The sequence below is a fragment of the Natronomonas salina genome, from assembly GCF_013391105.1.
Classification (GTDB): domain Archaea; phylum Halobacteriota; class Halobacteria; order Halobacteriales; family Haloarculaceae; genus Natronomonas; species Natronomonas salina.
The window spans coordinates 1,039,948-1,056,010 of record NZ_CP058335.1 but is presented as its reverse complement, the minus strand read 5'-3'; the positions used below and the strand labels follow the sequence as shown (position 1 = coordinate 1,056,010).

Sequence of the window (16,063 nt, the reverse complement as noted above, 5' to 3'; positions counted from 1 at the left end):
TCTCAGGGTAACGCGCCGTCGGTCGCCGGGTCGCCGTCGGCTGCATCTTCGACCCCGGTGAACTCGAATCGCGCGCCGCCGTCGCTCCCCTCGGTAGCCACCACCGACCAGCCGTGGGCCTCCGCGGTCCCCTCGACGATGGCGAGGCCGAAGCCGGTGCCGCGGTCGTCCGTCGTGTAGCCGGGGTCGAAGACGTCGTCGCGGTCGGCCGCGGGGATGCCGGGGCCGTCGTCCGCGACGTAGAAGCCGCCGTCGGCGCCGCCGACGCGGACCGAGACGTCGGCGGGGCCGTGCTCGATGCTGTTCCGGAAGAGGTTCTCCAGGGCGCGGCGGAGCCGCCCGGGGTCGGCGGAGAGGGACCGCGACGCCTCGACCGTCAGAGACGCGTCGCCGGTGTCGACGGTCTTCCAGGCCTGCTCGGCGACGACGGCGAGTTCGACCCGCTCGCACTCGACGGCCTCCTGGTCCTGCCGCGCGAGCGCGAGGACGTCGTTCGTGATCTCCTCGACGCGGTCCAGCGCCTCCTCGACCCGGTCGAAGCTGTTCGGGTCGCCGTCGGTCCGGGCGATCTCGAGGTGGCCCTTCGCGACGGCGACGGGGTTCCGGAGGTCGTGGGAGACGACGCCGGCGAACTGGTCGAGCCGCTCGTTCTGGCGCTCGAGGGCCGCGGTCCGCTTCTGGAGGGTTCGCTGTCGGCGGCGCTGCTCTGTGACGTCGCGGATGAGGACGACGCGGCCGATGTGGCGGTCGTGGTCGTCGTAGACCGGCGAGATCTCGACGTCGTAGTCGCGGCGTTCGCCGTCCTGGTAGAGCGTGACGTCGTCGCGGACGTCGGTCTCGCCGCCGAACTTCTCGGTGACCTTCGGGTACTCGACGAACAGCGAGTCGATCGTCGCGCCGATGATCTCCTCGCGCGGCCGGTCGAGCAGCTCGCTGCCCGCCTCGTTGACGTCGAGGACGCGGTCCTCGGTGTCGACGACGAGGTAGCCGTTCTCGATGTGGTTGACGACCGTGCTCCGCGCGATGGGGACGACGTCGAGGAGCTCGAACCGGTAGAGCTGGGCGACGAAGACGACGCCCGTGACGGTGAAGCCGAAGCCCGTGAGGTCGACCGGCGAGAAGCCGGCGAGGTAGACGCCGTTCATCCCCCAGGGGACCAGGGTCCCGAGCAGGAGACCGCCGGCCTGCAGCCGGTAGGTCCCGGTGCGGCGGACGAACTCGACGAGGTAGAGCCCCGCGGTGACGACCAGCAGGAGGTAGGAGTAGGCGGCGTTGACGTAGAACCAGGGACCGTACTCGAACTCCACGAGGACGAGCGTCCCGACCTCGACGAGTTCCCGGTCGGCGCGGATCAGGCCGTGACCGAGCAGGCTCTCGGTCCAGGCGAGCGCGATGGTCACCGCGAAGACCGAGCCGACCAGCGCCATCGTCCGGGCGGTGATCCACTTCTCGCGGTTCGTGTACGCGAGCGCGTGGAAGAAGACCGAGAAGACGACGAGCGTGGAGCCGACGAACCGGAGGTTGTGCCACAGCAGTTTTGCCGAGAGGTCGACGCTCGCGAGCCGCATCGCGTCGGTGGCCGACCAGACGACGGCGGCGACGAGGATGCCGAGGATGCCCATCGCGGTCCGCTTCCGGCGGTTGGCGAAGACGAACCCGGCCAGGACCGCCGAGATGGCCGCGGCGAGTACCAGCGGGACGAGGTAGACGGAGAGCTGGTACTCCATGGATGGCTCGCAATGGCGGCGTTTACTTAAAAAAGACTCGCGCTACTTCCCGTCCTGATTGCACGGAACGTATAAGTGACTGCACGATGCCTGTCCGCATCCACCGCGGTGTCACCGCCGCCATCCTCCGGTTCCGGCGTGCTATGTTCCCACAGAGGAAAATATTTTTGCGGAACACCAACCCAAATCACCCCGAACCCGAAACCATTATCAGCGTCACGACCCGACGTCCACCCAGACCGACCATGGCTACACTCGAAATCAAGAACCTGCACGCAGCGGTCGCCGAGGAGGGCGGCGAGACCATCCTCAGGGGCGTCGACCTCGAGGTCAAATCGGGGGAGATCCACGCGCTCATGGGGCCGAACGGCTCCGGGAAGTCGACGACGGCGAAGATCATCGCCGGCCACCCGGCCTACGAGGTCACCGAGGGCGAGGTGCTGCTCCACATCGAGGAGGACGAGTTCGAGGGCGTCGACATCGACGACGACCAGCTGACCTGGGACCTGCTGGACCTGGAGCCGAACGAGCGCGCAGCGCTCGGCATCTTCCTCGGCTTCCAGTACCCCGCCGAGATCGAGGGGGTCACGATGGTGAACTTCCTCCGGACGGCGCTCAACGCCAAGCTCGAGGAGCGCGAGGAGCTCTTCGAGGACGAGGAGGAGGCCGAAGCCGACGAGGACGACGACTCCGGCTACGACACCTCGCCGATGGAGGGGGACGTCGAGGAAGGAGAGATCGGCGTCGCCGAGTTCCAGGAGATCCTCCAGGAGAAGATGGAGCTGCTGGACATGGACGAGAAGTTCGCCCACCGCTACCTCAACGCCGGCTTCTCCGGCGGCGAGAAGAAGCAAAACGAGGTGCTGCAGGCCGCCATCCTCGAGCCGTCGATCGCCGTGCTCGACGAGATCGACTCCGGGCTCGACATCGACCGCCTGCAGGACGTCTCCGACGGCATCAACGCCCTCCGCGACGAGCAGGGCACCGGCATCCTCCAGATCACCCACTACCAGCGCATCCTCGACTACGTCGAACCCGACCACGTCCACGTGATGATCGACGGCGAGATCGCCAAGAGCGGCGACGCGTCGCTCGCCGAGGAGCTCGAGGACAAGGGGTACGACTGGGTCCGCGAGGAAGTCTACGAGGCCGCGTAACCGTCCGTCGTTACGCACAGGCTCATAAGCACACGGACGTAAACTGAACCAAGACAATGAGTTCCGAAGACCACATCAAAGACACCGACACCGAGGCCCGATTCGAGTTCAAGAAGGAGGAGAGTTCCGCCTTCCAGACAGAGAAGGGTCTCACCGAGGAGACCGTCAGGGTCATCTCGGAGGACAAGGACGAACCGGAGTGGATGCTCGAACGGCGCCTCCGCGCCCTCGAGCAGTTCCAGGAGATGCCGATGCCGACCGACTGGCCCGGCCAGCCGGACCTCAGCGAGGTCGACATCGACGAGATCGTCCCGTACATCCGACCGGACATCGAGGCCCGCGGCGGCGCCGAGAACTGGGAGGACCTCCCCGAGGAGATCCAGGACACCTTCGACAAGCTGGGCATCCCGGAGGCCGAGAAGAACGCCCTCTCGGGCGTCGGCGCCCAGTACGAGTCGGAGATCGTCTACCAGAACATGCAGGAGCAGTGGGAGGAGAAGGGCGTCATCTTCTGCGACATGGACAAGGCCGTCCAGGAGCACGAGGAGATCGTCCGGGAGTACTTCATGACGAAGTGCGTCCCCCCGAGCGACAACAAGTTCGCCGCGCTGCACGGCGCCATCTGGTCCGGCGGCTCCTTCGTCTACATCCCGGAGGACACCACGGTCAACATGCCGGTCCAGGCGTACTTCCGGATGAACAGCGAGGGGATGGGCCAGTTCGAGCACACCCTCATCATCGCCGAGGAGAACTCCGAGGTCCACTACATCGAGGGCTGTTCGGCCCCGAAGTACTCGGCGTTCAACCTCCACTCCGGCGGCGTCGAGGTGTTCGTCAAGGAGGGCGCCCACGTCCAGTACTCGACCGTCCAGAACTGGTCGAAGAACACGTACAACCTCAACACCAAGCGCGCCATCTGCGAGAAGGACGGCACGATGGAGTGGGTCTCCGGCTCCATGGGCTCGAAGGCGACGATGCTGTACCCGTCGACCATCCTCAAGGGCCCCGGCGCCACCGACAACCACATCACCATCGCCTTCGCCGGCGAGGGCCAGAACATCGACACCGGTGCGAAGGTCTACCACAACGCGCCGAACACGTCCTCGACCATCGAGTCGAAGTCCATCTCCAAGGACGGCGGCCGCACCAACTACCGCGGCCTCGTCCACATCGCCGACGGCGCCGAGAACTCGAGCACCGCGGTCGAGTGCGACGCGCTGATGTTCGACAACGAGTCGACCTCCGACACGATGCCGTACATGGAGATCGAGGAGTCGAAGGTCGACGTCGCCCACGAGGCGACCGTCGGCAAGATCGGCGACGAGGACGTCTTCTACCTCCAGTCGCGCGGCCTGGACGACGACGACGCCAAGCAGATGATCGTCGCCGGCTTCATCGAGCCGATCACGGAGGAACTGCCCATCGAGTACGCGGTCGAACTCAACCGCCTCATCGAACTGGAGATGGAGGGTTCGCTCGGCTAACATGAGCACGCAGCTACACGCATCTATCGACGAAGCGACCGTCCGGCAGATCAGCGAGGAGCTCGACGAGCCGGAGTGGCTCCTCGACATCCGCCTCGAGGCCCTCGAGGCCCTCGAGGAGCTCCCGTTCCCGGACGTCATCCAGACGCCCGGCCGCAAGTGGACGAACCTCGAGGACCTCGACTACGAGACCCTCGTCGACCCGCTGTCGGCCGCCGAGGAGAAGGACCAGGTCGGCCCCGACGAGATCGACGTCCTCCCGTTCGCGGAGGCCGTCGACGAGCACGAGGAGCTCCTCGAGGAGCACTTCGGCCACGTCGCCGACCCCCAGACCAACTTCCTGACGGCGCTGTCGACGGCGCTGTTCACGACCGGCACGGTCGTCCACGTCCCCGAGGGCGTCGACGCCGAGGACGTGACGATCCGGACGACGATGAACTCCCGGTCGCTGTTCAACTACACGCTCGTCGTCGCCGAGGAGTCCTCCTCGGTCACGATCCTCGAGCGCCAGGAGAGCGGCGATGACGTCGACGGCAACCGCTACTACAGCGGCATCACGGAGATCGCCGCCGGCGAGAACAGCTACGTCCAGTGCGGGAACCTCCAGGACCTCGACGAGACGACGTACACCTACTCGCTGAAGGAGGCGAACGTCGACACGTACGCGACGGCCAGCTGGATCGACTGCAACATCGGCTCGCACCTCACGAAGTCCACCGTCGAGAGCCACCTCGACGGCGACTCCTCGGAGTCGAAGATCGTCGGCGCCTTCTACGGCCACGAGGACCAGCACTTCGACCTCGACGCCCGCGTCTGGCACAACGGCGAGCACACGACCGCCGACCTCGTCACCCGCGGCGTCATCGACGACGAGGCCCGCTCGGTCTACGAGGGCGTCCAGCACGTCGGCCGCGACGCCTGGGACACGAACTCCTACCAGCGCGAGAACACGCTGATGCTGAGCGACGAGAGCGAGGCCGACGCCTCCCCGAAGCTCATCATCAACAACCACGACACCGAGGCCTCCCACAGCGCCACCGTCGGGCAGGTCTCCGAGGAGGACATGTTCTACATGACCTCCCGCGCGCTCCCCGAGCGCCTCGCGAAGAACATGCTCGTCGAGGGCTTCTACGTCCCCGTCCTCGAGGAGATCGAGGTCGAGGAGCTCCGCGAGGACCTGCGCGGCCGCATCCGCGACCGCCTGCAGTCCCGGGAGTAACGCGGCGGTCCGCTGTTTCGCGCGCTTCTCTTCGAACTACCGTCCACCCAGCGGCGGCTCAGGCGGACTCGGCGGGCGTCCTGAGCGGCCGCTCGAGGGTCAACTCGGTCTGTGTCTCGGAGCCGATCTTCGTCTCCGCGTCGTCGACCGCCTCGAAACCGGCGGACCGGTAGAACGCGCGGCCCGTCTCGTTGTCCTCGAGCACCATCGCGCGGAGGTGGTCGGCGCCCTCGTCGCCGAGCCGCTCGGCGGTCCGTTCGAGGAGGTCGCTGCCGACGCCCCGGCCCCGAGCTTCGGGCCGGACGTACAGCCGGAGGACGTTGCCGACCCCCTCGCTGACGATGCCGTGGGCGAAGCCGACCGGCTGGTCGTCCTCGACCGCGAGCAGCATCGTCGCGTCGCCTTCCCGTAGCTCCCGCGCCAGCTCGTCGGAGGCGTACCAGTCCTCGAACCCCTCGTCGATGGTCTCCCGGCTCACGATGTCCGGGTAGTCGGTCTCCCAGGAGTCGCGGGCGATGGCGCGAATCGCCTCGAGGTCGTCGGTCGTGGCGGGTCTGAACTCCATACTGTGCATTGGTACCGTCTCACAGTGGCTCTTTCGGTCGCGCGGTCTGTAGCTCTCCGGGCGGCGACGCGGCGGAGGGAACCGCTTATGGTTCCCGACCACCGAACCGCTGGTATGATGGACTCGAGGTGGTCGACGTGAGCCTCACGTACCCGGTCGCGTCGGACCACCAGCTCGCGCGGCTCCTCCAGATCGGCATGGTCCTTGAGGAGGTCGTGGAGGCGCGGGCCTACAAGCACTACGAGACCCTCGACGACGAGGCGCTCGGCGACGAGATCGTCGAGCTGCTCCAGGAGGCCGCCGAGGAGTCCGAGGACCACCGCAAGCGCCTGGAGGACCTCGTCGACGAGCTGGACGCCGACCCGGTGGCCTACGAGGAGATCGAGCAGCTGGTGGCGGCGCGCTACGAGTCCGACACGGACTTCGACGGCGTGCTCTACGACCAGCTCTGCAACGAGGAGACGGCCTACAAGTTCTACGACGATTTGATCGCGGCCGTCGAGAGCTCCGACGTGACGTTCAGCGTGGACCGCGATCGGCTCCTCTCCGTACTGGAGGGGATCCGCGAGGAGGAGAAGGAGGGCGTCGAGGAAGTGACCGAACTGATGGAGGCGCGTACATGAACACACAGGACCAGTACCTGAAGGCGATCTATCTCGTGCAGGAACAGGAAGACGGCCCGGCCTCGACCGGCGACATCGCGGACCACCTGGAGGTCAGCCCGGCGAGCGCCAACGAGATGATCGGCAAGCTCGAGGAGCGGGGTCTCGCCGACCACGAGAAGTACAAGGGGGTCTCGCTGACCGACGACGGCATCGTCCAGGCCCGCGACGCCCTCCAGACCTACTGCATCATCGAGCGGTTCCTCTGGGAGGTCCTCGAGGTCGAGGAGTTCCGAACGGAGGCCCGCCAGCTCGAGAGCGTCATCGACGAGACTGTCGCCGAGCGCCTCGACACCATCATCGACCGAAAGGACTGCTGTCCGGACTGCTTCGACGCCGAGATGGACGCCTGCGAACTGCTGGACGTCGAACTCGAGTCCGAACCCGCGGACTGACACCCGACAGTTCTCGCCGAACGCTACCGATACCGGGTCGCCACCCGCGACCCGTCCGCGGAAAAGTAACGCTATTGTGTCGCCGGGGAGTACGACGAGGCGGAGCCCCGTGGTGTAGTGGCCAATCATAGAGGCCTTTGGAGCCTCTGACAGCGGTTCGAATCCGCTCGGGGCTACTCCTACTGCCGTCCGGGAACTCGCCTCGACTCAGCGGCGATCCTCTACAGTCCTACGGAAGAATAACGACACACCGTCTAACCACATCCAATCTCACCCACATCTAGATTAGTAGAAATCATAAGATAAACTTTAGAGGTGACGAGCAGACCGGGCTGGAATTTTAGTATCAACCTACGACCTCGTAGCCCCCGTGAACGTTCGCAGTAGGATATAAGTACGTATCGCTAAGCGGGGACCAGCCCGACGGCCAGAGCGGCGAACGGGCCGCTACTGGCGTAAGGGGGAAGTAATCGGACGCCCCCGGGGAGCCGGGAACGGCGTCCACCAGACCGCCCACACATGCAGTACACCGTACCGACAGCCGACAGTATCGCGTTCCAGCCGACCCGCCAGCCGGTGGAGAGGGGCCAGTGACGCAGCCGAAGAACCGCGGATTCCTGGTCGCCATCGTACTCGTACTGACCTGTTCGGTCGTCGTCGGCGCCGCGACGCCCGCTGTCACCGCCGACAGCTCGCCGTCGGGGGACGGCACTGCCGTCCAGCATCCCTTCGACATCGGCGGAACCGTCGGCGATACCGTCGACACCGTGACCGGGGACGCTGATGGGTCCACCGAGAGCAGCGAGTCGACCGACGGAAACTTGACGAACGAATCCGCCCCCGAGGAGACGCCCGACGGGTCGCTCACGGATGCCGTCGACGAGACCACCAGCGGCCTCGAGGAGACGGTCGACGACGTGGTCAGGACGCCGGAGCCGACCGAGACGCCCGCACCCACCGAGACACCGACGCCGAAACCGGTCGAGACGTCGACGCCGGAAGCGACCGAAGTTCCTGCATCGACCGAGTCGCCGACACCGGAACCAACCGAAACGCCGACGCCGAAATCCCCCGAGACAGCCACACCTACGCCGACTCCCTCCCAGACGTCGACTCCGGCGTCGACACCCACCCCGGAACTATCACCCGACCGGACCCCGCAGCAGGAATCGGTCAGCAGCGGCGTCGGCGATCTGGTCGGCGAGACCGTCGAGACCGTCACGGGGCAGTCCACGCCCGAGCGGACCCCGACTGCCACCGAGAGCTCCGCGGACGAGATTCTCGATCAGGAAGCGGAGAGCATCGACTCCGAGAGCGAGGCTGACGACTCCGGGAACGAAACCGTCGACTCCGAGAACAAGAGTGCCTCCGGAGACTTGCTCGGCACTACGATGACCGTCGTCGACGAGGTCGGGTCGGGAACGACGAAGACGGTCGAGGAGACGGTGACCGGCACCACCGACGTCGTCGGGGAGACGACGAACGCCACCGGGGAGACCGTCGAGAACACCACGAACGCAACCGGAGGCGCGGTCGACCGGACAGTGAGCACGGCGACCGGCGGTGAGTCGCGAACTACCGAGACGGTCGACGGCGTCACCGACCTCACGAACGACACGGTCGGGACGACCACCCGGACCGTGGACGGGACCGTCCGCACCGTCGAGAACACGACCGACGAGGTCGCGAACGCGACCGGCGAGGCCGGAACGTCGACGGGCAGTCCCGGCGAATTCGTCGGGACCACCGTCGGCGGGGTGACCCGGACGGTCGACGCGACGGTGGCGGGGACGGCCGACGGCACGTCCACGGCGACCACGACCGTCGACGAGACGGTCTCCACGACGACGGGACTGCTCGACGACGGGAACGGCACCGTGGCGCAGTTGGCCGGGAACGTGACCGACACACTCGATACGGCCACCGGCGGGTTGACGGCCGTCGTCGACGACACCACCCGGACGGTCCAGCGGACGACCGACGGGCTGACCGACGGCGTCGACGACACCGGCGAGGGGACCGGCCGATTCGTCGACAGCGTCGCGCCGGGCGTCACGGGACCGGTGTTCGACCCCGGCGACCGGCTTATCGGAGATACCGAGGCGTACGACCCGACGACCGAGCGTTCACAGTCGGGCGCCGGAGAATCCGGCGGATTGGCCCAGTCCGCTACGACGAGCGTCTCGGCTGACGGCTCCGAGGAGTCGGCGACCTCCGCGTCGTCGGGGGCGACGGACTCGGAGGCGGACAACGCGACCACGGGGTCCGGAGACTCGGAGGCCGACGATTCAGGGACCGACGGTAACGCCTCCTCGTCCGGCGAGGGCGTGCTCCCGCCGCTCGAAGAGGTCGACCCGGCCACGGGCGGCGCGGTCGTCGGCGCGGCGCTCGTCTCCGGGTCGGTCCTGGCGACGCGCGCCGGGATGACCGCCTCGTCGATGGGGGCGGGCGCGGCGACGCTCCCACAACTGCTGTTCGCGACGCTCAAGGAGCTGGCCCTCCGGCTGGCGGTCCTGGCGGGCTACAGCCGCTACGACTTCTCGGACCCCCTGGAGAACGACAACCGGGCGGCCGTCCTCGAGACCGTTGAGGACACGCCCGGGATCAACCTCACGTCGCTCGTCGAGACGACCGACCTCGCGGAGTCGACGGTCAGGTACCACCTCCGGGTGCTGGAGCACGAGGGCCTCCTCGAGAGCGCGAAGGTGCGGGGGCGGCGCCGGTTCGTCCCGCGGACGGACGCGGACGTCGAGCTCGTCGCGGCCTTCGAGGAGGAGGCCACCCGGGACGTCATCGACGCATTGTTCGAGCACGAGCCCGCGACCGGGACGACGCTGGCGGAGGCCCTCGACCGCGACCCGAGCACGGTGTCCCACCACCTCTCGCGGCTCTCGGAGGCCGGGCTCGTCGAACGCGAGCAGGACGGCCCGGCGCTGCGGAACTCGCTGTCCGCGGACGTCCGCGCGGCACTGTCGGACGTCGAGGTCGGCTCGAGCGTCCAGCGGCACGCGCAGGCCGACGACTGATCTCTGCCGACCGACCCCCCACCGTCGCTATATCGCCGCTATCCCCCGAATTCTCCTTGTTGGACGGTTTCGTCAGAACCGCTTTTTATACCCACGGCATCGGTCGAGGTGTGGCAATGATGCGCTCCGACCCCTCCCGACCGACGACCCGACCGACGACCGACCTGGCCGACCCGATCTCGATGATCCTCGCGGACCGGCGCCGCCACCACGTCCTCACCGCGCTGGCCTCCGGCGCCGACCGGGACTCGTCGTTCGACGACCTCGCCGTCGCCGTCACCGCCTTCGAACGCGTGGGTCGGTCCGGCTCCCCCTCCGACTCCAGCTCCGAGGTCGCGATCTCGCTGCATCACTGCCACCTCCCGAAGCTGGCCGACGCCGGCGTCATCGAGTACGACCGGGACGCCGAGGCGGTCTCGCTGAGCGAGCGAGGGGTCGAGTGCGCGAGGGCCCTGGGCGTCGGTCGGTTCGACCGGTAAGCGAGCTCCATCACCGGAACATCCCGTCTATCGTCGTTGCTCTGTCCCGACCCCAGCACCAAGCTATAATTCGGTGGCGGGTTACCTCGCGGTACATGCAGCCCGACCCCAACGACCCCGTGATGGACTGGCCGCTCGAGGCGGGCGAGCCGGGCCGCGAGGTGTGGTACTCCCTCGTCGGTCCCCGCGACGGCTCCGTGGCGTTCTGGTACCGCTACACGCTGCTGTCGACGACGGACGGCCGACAGGAGGGTCGGCTGTGGGCGGCGCTGACCGACCGCCGAAACCCGGAGGACTCGACGTTCGTCACGGAGTCGTTCGCCTTCGAGGACGTCTGGCCCGACGCCGACCCGTTCGAGTTGACCGTCGGCGACGCGGTCCTCACCTCCGCGTCGGCGACCGGCGAGGTCGGTAACGTGGCCTGGGACCTGGAGTACGACCCCGACACCTACGCGTTCACCCCGCTTCGGAGCGAGCGGCTGACGGACCTGCTGTCGAGGACGATCGGCACCGGCAAGCACTGGAGCCGCAACGAGTCGGTGTTCATGTCCGGCGAGATCACGGTCGGCGACCGGACGGTCGAACTCGAGGACGCGCCCGGCCACCAGGGCCACACCGTCTCGGGTGCGAGCCCGCCCGAGGAGTGGACCTGGGTGCAGTGCAACGACTTCGACGAGGAGGAGTCGGCCGTGCTGGAGGCCCTGCGGCTCGACGACAAGCTCTCACTGTGTCTCCGGGTCGGCGGGAAGGTCTACCCACTGAACCGCCTGAAGCACGTCCTGCCGGCCAGCCCGTCGGCGAACCGGATCGACCACGACGAGGTCGGCCACTGGCGGTTCAGCGGTTCCGGCGAGGGCGTGGAGCTACAGGCGACCGTCGAGGCGGACCCCGAACACTGGCAGCGGGTCGCCTACCTGGTCCCCGACGGGTCGGTTCGCTACAACGCGCACTGTTCGATCTCGGAGCTAACGTTGACCTACAGCGTCGACGGCGGGGAGCCGCGGACCATCACGAGCGACGCTGCGCGGGCCGAGTGGGTGGACACGCGGCCCCCGGTCGACGGCGAGTACGAGCCGGACTGGGAGTAGCCCTCAGTCCTCCGTCCAGTACATCAGGTCTTCCTTCTCGACCCCGCAGTTCGGGCAGTTATCGGGGAGGCCGTCCTCGATCTCGCCCATCTCGCCGCACTCCATGCAGCGCCACATTAGCTCGGCCTCGCCGAAGCTCTGTCCGGACTTCTGGTGGCGCTCGAGCCCGAGCACCTGGGCGCCCTCCCGGACGCTGACGATGACCCGTCCATCGTCCAGGCCCTGGACGATGCCGACCTCGTCGCCGTCGTCGGTGTAGAGGCTGTCGCCGAACTCGATCTCGAGTTCCTCGATGTCGTCGGCGAGCTCGTCGGTGGTCGGGTTCTCCTGGTTGCTCATACCTGACCTACGAAGGGCGACGGGAAAATGGTTCGCGTGCTCCCAGCCAACCGGCAACCTGCCCGCGGACGCGGTCCGGTTACATGTACGCGGCGTCCCACCGGGTGGGCTTCATCTGATTGCCGCACTCCTCGCAGGAGAGCCGGCCCATGGAGTCCATCGAGGTGACGAGCGACTCGCAGGCGCCGCAGTAGTAGCTATAGCGGTTCTCCCGGTCGTCGTCGGTGTACACCGTGTAGAACGGGCCGTCGGAGCCGCGGTCGGAGTCCGTCCGGTCGATGTACAGCTCACGCCCGTCGACGGTGATCGGCTGGAGGTCGACGTGGTCCTGGTCGACGTAGACGTTCTCGACGAAGGCGGTGCCGTCGATCTCGACGCTCCCCTCGCCGATCTTCATCAGGCCGCGGCGCTCCCAGAACCGGTTGCCCTCGGTGTTCATCGAGAGGACCAGCCCGCGGATGGTCTCGGCGCCGGCGTTCTCCAGGCGTTCGCGGGTCTCCTCGTAGAGCTCTTGGCCGATACCCTCGCCGCGGTACATGGCGGCGACGTGGAGCCAGTGGATGTCGCCGCGGTCCTCGACGATGACGCTCTCCGAGAAGGCGACCGGCTCGCCGTCCCGTTCGGCGACGAGCAGCAGGACCTCCTCGTCGTCCAGCTTCTCCGAGAAGCTGTCGACGCCGTACCACTGCTGGATCGCGCTCTCGATGGTGCTGGGGCTCAGCGAGTAGGAGGCCTCCATCGACCGCAGCGCGATCGAGCGCACCGCGGGGCCGTCGTCCTCGGTCGCCTCGCGGACGGTCAGCGAGCCGTCGGTCGCCTGTGTTGCTTCCATGGTAGTGAGTTACAGCCCGCGGTGTCATAAAACCGAACCTCCGCAGCGAATGTTGTATGAACGTCGAACGGGACCGGCCCGGCCTGGACGCGCCGGGAGGGCTCAACTGCCGTCGTACCGCTCGGGCACGTACTCGGAGAGCGGCTCGGGCACCCGCCGGAAGACCGTCGGCGCGAGTTCCGCGAGGACGCGGCGCAGCGCCACGTACACCGTCGCGACGGTGAGGGCGACGGCGACGACGACCGCGAAGGCGCCGTCGAGGACGACGAACAGCGGGACGCCGACGAGGGCGGCGAGCGCGAGGTCGCCGGGGGAGCCGTCGTAGGCGATGAACCGCCGCGGCGGCAGCCACTCCCCGCGCGCGTGGTCGTAGACCGCCCGGTCGGAGGTGCCCTCCCAGGGGCGGAGCTCCAGGCCCCCGCCGTAGACGTCCATCCGGCAGTGGACGGCGGCCGCCAGCAGGCCGAGGGCGAGCGCGACCGTCGCCGCGGTCGGCCAGGCGACCGCCAGCAGCGCCGCCGGGACGGCGGCGACGGGGTAGCCGGTCGGGAAGTGGAGCGTCTTCCGGTGGCCGGCGTACATGTCGAGGTCGGGGAGGATCCCCCCGACGAGGGCGCCGAGCAGCGCCGCTGGGGCGAACTCCGGCGCGTACAGCGCCAGCGGGGTGGCGAGGGCCAGCCCGACCAGCGCGTGCGTCGGCAGCATCATGTACCCTACCCAGGCTACTGGGCGGCATAAGGCCGTCGCCGACTGCAGGACGCCGTCGAGTGACCGCAAGACCGTGCTACGCGGGGGTAGGGCGCCGGTAAGACGATCTTTCGTGTCTACCAGTCTAGGAATGCGGAGAAGAATTGAGACCCGCCGCTGGATCGTTCCTCTGTATGGACCTGCGGTTCGTACGGGGGTAGTAGCGGCCGTAAGTAACGACTATCGGTAACAAGTAGCGTGTAACGAGTTGTCACAGAACACCCTCGTCGGCGCGCAGTCTCCGTGTTCTGGCCGATATCGGCCGTATAGCGCCCGGCGCGAGGCCGAACACGGTTGTCGTAAACCTAAAGAGTGGAACCTACCTTTTTTCGGGTAAGATGACCGACGCATTCGATTCGTTCGACTCCTTCGCCTGGAGGTGGATACATGGGTGTTGAGATCAGGGAATCGCCCGTCTCCGACGACGAGTTCGAGGAGATGAAGGGGTTCGTCCACGACTACCTCGCCGCGAGCGTCGAGAGCGAGGAGGAGGGGGGCCGGATGCGCTGGTACCCGTGGCACTCCGCGGAGTACCGGTACAACCACATCCTCAACGTGACCGAACTGGCGACCGAGATCGCAAAGCAGGAGGGCGCCAACGTCGACGTGACCCGCGTCGCGGCGCTGTTCCACGACATCGCGAAACTGGAGGCCGACCAGGACGTCCACGCGGAGGCGGGCGCCCGCGTCGCCCGCGAGTACCTGGAGTCCCGGACCGACTATCCGGAGTCGTTCGTCCAGCAGGTCTGCGACGCCGTCGCCGACCACTCCTTCGAGGGCGACCTCGGGGACGTCCCGCTGGAGACGCAGTGCCTCATGGAGGCCGACCTACTCGACAAGGTCGGCGCCAACGGGACGGCGCTGATGCTCCTGCGGATGGGCTACGAGGCCCGCACGCACATGGACGCCAACGAGATGGTCGGCCGCGTCCTCGAGCGCGGCGAGGACGCCATCTCGCGGGTCCGCTCCGAGACCGCCGAGAGCATCGCCCACCAGCGGATCAAGCGCGTCCGGTGGTTCAAGGAGTGGCTCGAGGGCGAGGTCTCCGACATGGAGGCGGACTCGGCCGTGGAGTTCGACGCCTGATACGGTCCGTACTGGTCAGGCGGCGAACCCCGAGGCCGCGTCGTAGAGGAAGTAGACGCCGAACAGCGCCAGCAGCGCGGCGCTGCCGAGGGCGACCGCCGGCGCCAGCCGCTCCGTCCGCCTCTCGGCGGCCGTGAGGGCCGCCGGGAACCCCGTGATCCAGACCACGATGCCGCCGAAGAACCCGACGAGCAGCGTGGGGTGACCGGTCTCGACGACGACCAGCCCCGCGAGCGCCTCGCTGGCGTACGAGAGCACGTCGATCCGGCCCGGCGCCAGCAGTCCGACGCCGACGGTCAGCCAGAAGAGGATCTGGTAGGGGTTCGTCAGCGCGAGGACGAACGCCTTCGTGAAGCCGCGGCTGTCCGGCGCCGCGTCGGTCCGGAAGCTCTCTTCGGCGCCGCGGGCGGCGCCGTAGGCGAAGTACAGCATCAGGACGCCGCCGGCGGCGACCATCGCGTTCCGGAGGATCGGCGCGCGCTCGACGACGGCGACGGCGCCGACGAGCGCCAGCCCCAGGAAGACGAGGTCGGCCGTCATCGCCCCCAGCCCAGCCCTGAACCCCGACCGCCAGCCGCGGAGCACCGACTCCTCGGCGATGATGGCGTTCATCGGGCCCGGCGGCGCCGCCAGCGCCAGCCCGAAGACCACCCCCGCGAGGAACGTCGTCACGAGCGTCATCGACAGTCGGTTCCGGTCGGGCGGGCAAAAGCGTGGCGTGATGAGCGTCCGTGACACGCCCCGGAGCGCTCGCGACGGCCTGCACCGGCCCGCGGATATATTTGACCGAGGGCCGAAGTAATGCTATGCCAGTCGACGCAGCGATCGAACGCCGGATCAAGGGGGCGCCGCTGTCGGCCCACCTGGCGACGTCGGTCGACGACCGACCCCACGTCGCCCCTGTCTGGTACGGCTACCGGGACGGCACGCTCTACACGCTGACCGGGGGGAAGAAACTGGAGAACGTCCGTCAGAACCCGCGGGTCTCGGTGTCCATCGAGAAGGCCGACCCCCAGAGCGGGGTCGACTGGGGCGTCACGATGCTCGGGCACGCGACCGTCGTCGACGACGTCGACCGGATCGCCGCGGCCAACCGCTGGGTGTACGCGGCCTACGACGACTACGAGACCGACGGCGGCGACGCGGTCGACGCCGATACCGACCCCGGCGAACCCGGCGTCGACTACGCGCTGCTGGAGATCGAGATCGGGTCCGCGACCCTGCAGGACTACGACTGACGGGCGCCGACCGCTCGAG

At 67.9% G+C, this 16,063-nt stretch carries 16 protein-coding genes and 1 tRNA gene; 11 read left to right on the top strand and 6 right to left on the bottom strand.

The window, feature by feature from the left end; all coding sequences use genetic code 11:
• Positions 1–2 precede the first annotated feature (2 nt).
• Entirely contained in the window at positions 3–1,727 is a 1,725-nt protein-coding gene (locus tag HWV07_RS05860; protein WP_178333401.1) for a histidine kinase N-terminal 7TM domain-containing protein, read from the bottom strand.
• A 245-nt stretch (positions 1,728–1,972) separates the two neighbouring features.
• Between HWV07_RS05860 and HWV07_RS05855 the strand changes: the two genes are divergently transcribed.
• Genes HWV07_RS05855 through sufD form a run of 3 tightly spaced genes read left to right on the top strand, consistent with a single transcriptional unit; the run spans position 1,973 to position 5,587 of the window.
• The gene (locus HWV07_RS05855; protein ID WP_178333400.1) at positions 1,973–2,884 is read left to right on the top strand and encodes an ABC transporter ATP-binding protein; all 912 of its coding nucleotides are present in this window, start codon (positions 1,973–1,975) and stop codon (positions 2,882–2,884) included.
• A 56-nt stretch (positions 2,885–2,940) separates the two neighbouring features.
• The gene (gene sufB, locus HWV07_RS05850) at positions 2,941–4,368 is read left to right on the top strand and encodes a Fe-S cluster assembly protein SufB (protein ID WP_178333399.1); all 1,428 of its coding nucleotides are present in this window, start codon (positions 2,941–2,943) and stop codon (positions 4,366–4,368) included.
• Position 4,369: 1 nt separating this feature from the next.
• A complete protein-coding gene (sufD, locus tag HWV07_RS05845) occupies positions 4,370–5,587 on the top strand; it encodes a Fe-S cluster assembly protein SufD (RefSeq protein ID WP_178333398.1) in 1,218 nt (405 codons plus the stop codon).
• A gap of 58 nt (positions 5,588–5,645) precedes the next feature.
• Here the strand turns inward: sufD and HWV07_RS05840 are convergent, their stop codons facing one another.
• Positions 5,646–6,152, bottom strand: a complete 507-nt coding sequence (locus HWV07_RS05840) for a GNAT family N-acetyltransferase (RefSeq protein WP_178333397.1) — start codon at positions 6,150–6,152, stop codon at positions 5,646–5,648.
• A 137-nt stretch (positions 6,153–6,289) separates the two neighbouring features.
• Here HWV07_RS05840 and HWV07_RS05835 point away from each other — a divergent pair, with 137 nt between their 5' ends.
• The 6 genes from HWV07_RS05835 to HWV07_RS05810 all read left to right on the top strand — a co-directional run bounded on the left by HWV07_RS05835 (position 6,290) and on the right by HWV07_RS05810 (position 11,802).
• Positions 6,290–6,775, top strand: a complete 486-nt coding sequence (locus HWV07_RS05835; protein WP_178333396.1) for a ferritin family protein — start codon at positions 6,290–6,292, stop codon at positions 6,773–6,775.
• Positions 6,772–7,209: a metal-dependent transcriptional regulator gene (locus HWV07_RS05830; protein ID WP_178333395.1), complete on the top strand. Its 438-nt coding sequence runs from the start codon at positions 6,772–6,774 to the stop codon at positions 7,207–7,209. Before HWV07_RS05835 ends, HWV07_RS05830 begins: the two co-directional genes overlap by 4 nt.
• Positions 7,210–7,312: 103 nt before the next feature.
• Positions 7,313–7,385, top strand: a tRNA-Gln gene (locus tag HWV07_RS05825).
• Between the two features lie 414 nt (positions 7,386–7,799).
• Positions 7,800–10,235: a helix-turn-helix domain-containing protein gene (locus HWV07_RS05820; RefSeq protein WP_178333394.1), complete on the top strand. Its 2,436-nt coding sequence runs from the start codon at positions 7,800–7,802 to the stop codon at positions 10,233–10,235.
• A 116-nt stretch (positions 10,236–10,351) separates the two neighbouring features.
• On the top strand, positions 10,352–10,714 hold the full coding sequence (locus HWV07_RS05815) for a DUF7344 domain-containing protein (protein ID WP_425487802.1): 363 nt from the start codon (positions 10,352–10,354) through the stop codon (positions 10,712–10,714).
• Between the two features lie 95 nt (positions 10,715–10,809).
• Positions 10,810–11,802 (top strand): hypothetical protein, encoded by a 993-nt coding sequence (locus HWV07_RS05810; protein WP_178333392.1) that lies wholly within the window; start codon positions 10,810–10,812, stop codon positions 11,800–11,802.
• Between the two features lie 3 nt (positions 11,803–11,805).
• Here the strand turns inward: HWV07_RS05810 and HWV07_RS05805 are convergent, their stop codons facing one another.
• The 3 genes from HWV07_RS05805 to HWV07_RS05795 form a co-directional block, all read right to left on the bottom strand.
• Positions 11,806–12,141 carry a DUF7130 family rubredoxin-like protein gene (locus HWV07_RS05805; RefSeq protein ID WP_178333391.1) on the bottom strand — a complete coding sequence of 112 codons (336 nt, stop codon included), beginning with the start codon at positions 12,139–12,141 and terminating at the stop codon, positions 11,806–11,808.
• Between the two features lie 79 nt (positions 12,142–12,220).
• Entirely contained in the window at positions 12,221–12,973 is a 753-nt protein-coding gene (locus tag HWV07_RS05800) for a GNAT family N-acetyltransferase (RefSeq protein WP_246279841.1), read from the bottom strand.
• Positions 12,974–13,075: 102 nt separating this feature from the next.
• Positions 13,076–13,681 carry a metal-dependent hydrolase gene (locus HWV07_RS05795; RefSeq protein WP_178333390.1) on the bottom strand — a complete coding sequence of 202 codons (606 nt, stop codon included), beginning with the start codon at positions 13,679–13,681 and terminating at the stop codon, positions 13,076–13,078.
• 426 nt (positions 13,682–14,107) lie between these two features.
• Between HWV07_RS05795 and HWV07_RS05790 the strand changes: the two genes are divergently transcribed.
• Entirely contained in the window at positions 14,108–14,806 is a 699-nt protein-coding gene (locus HWV07_RS05790; RefSeq protein WP_178333389.1) for an HD domain-containing protein, read from the top strand.
• A gap of 15 nt (positions 14,807–14,821) precedes the next feature.
• On the opposite strand, the gene HWV07_RS05785 is transcribed toward HWV07_RS05790, so the two are convergent.
• Positions 14,822–15,487 carry a LysE family translocator gene (locus tag HWV07_RS05785; protein ID WP_178333388.1) on the bottom strand — a complete coding sequence of 222 codons (666 nt, stop codon included), beginning with the start codon at positions 15,485–15,487 and terminating at the stop codon, positions 14,822–14,824.
• A gap of 125 nt (positions 15,488–15,612) precedes the next feature.
• Here HWV07_RS05785 and HWV07_RS05780 point away from each other — a divergent pair, with 125 nt between their 5' ends.
• A complete protein-coding gene (locus HWV07_RS05780; RefSeq protein ID WP_178333387.1) occupies positions 15,613–16,044 on the top strand; it encodes a pyridoxamine 5'-phosphate oxidase family protein in 432 nt (143 codons plus the stop codon).
• Positions 16,045–16,063 lie beyond the last annotated feature (19 nt).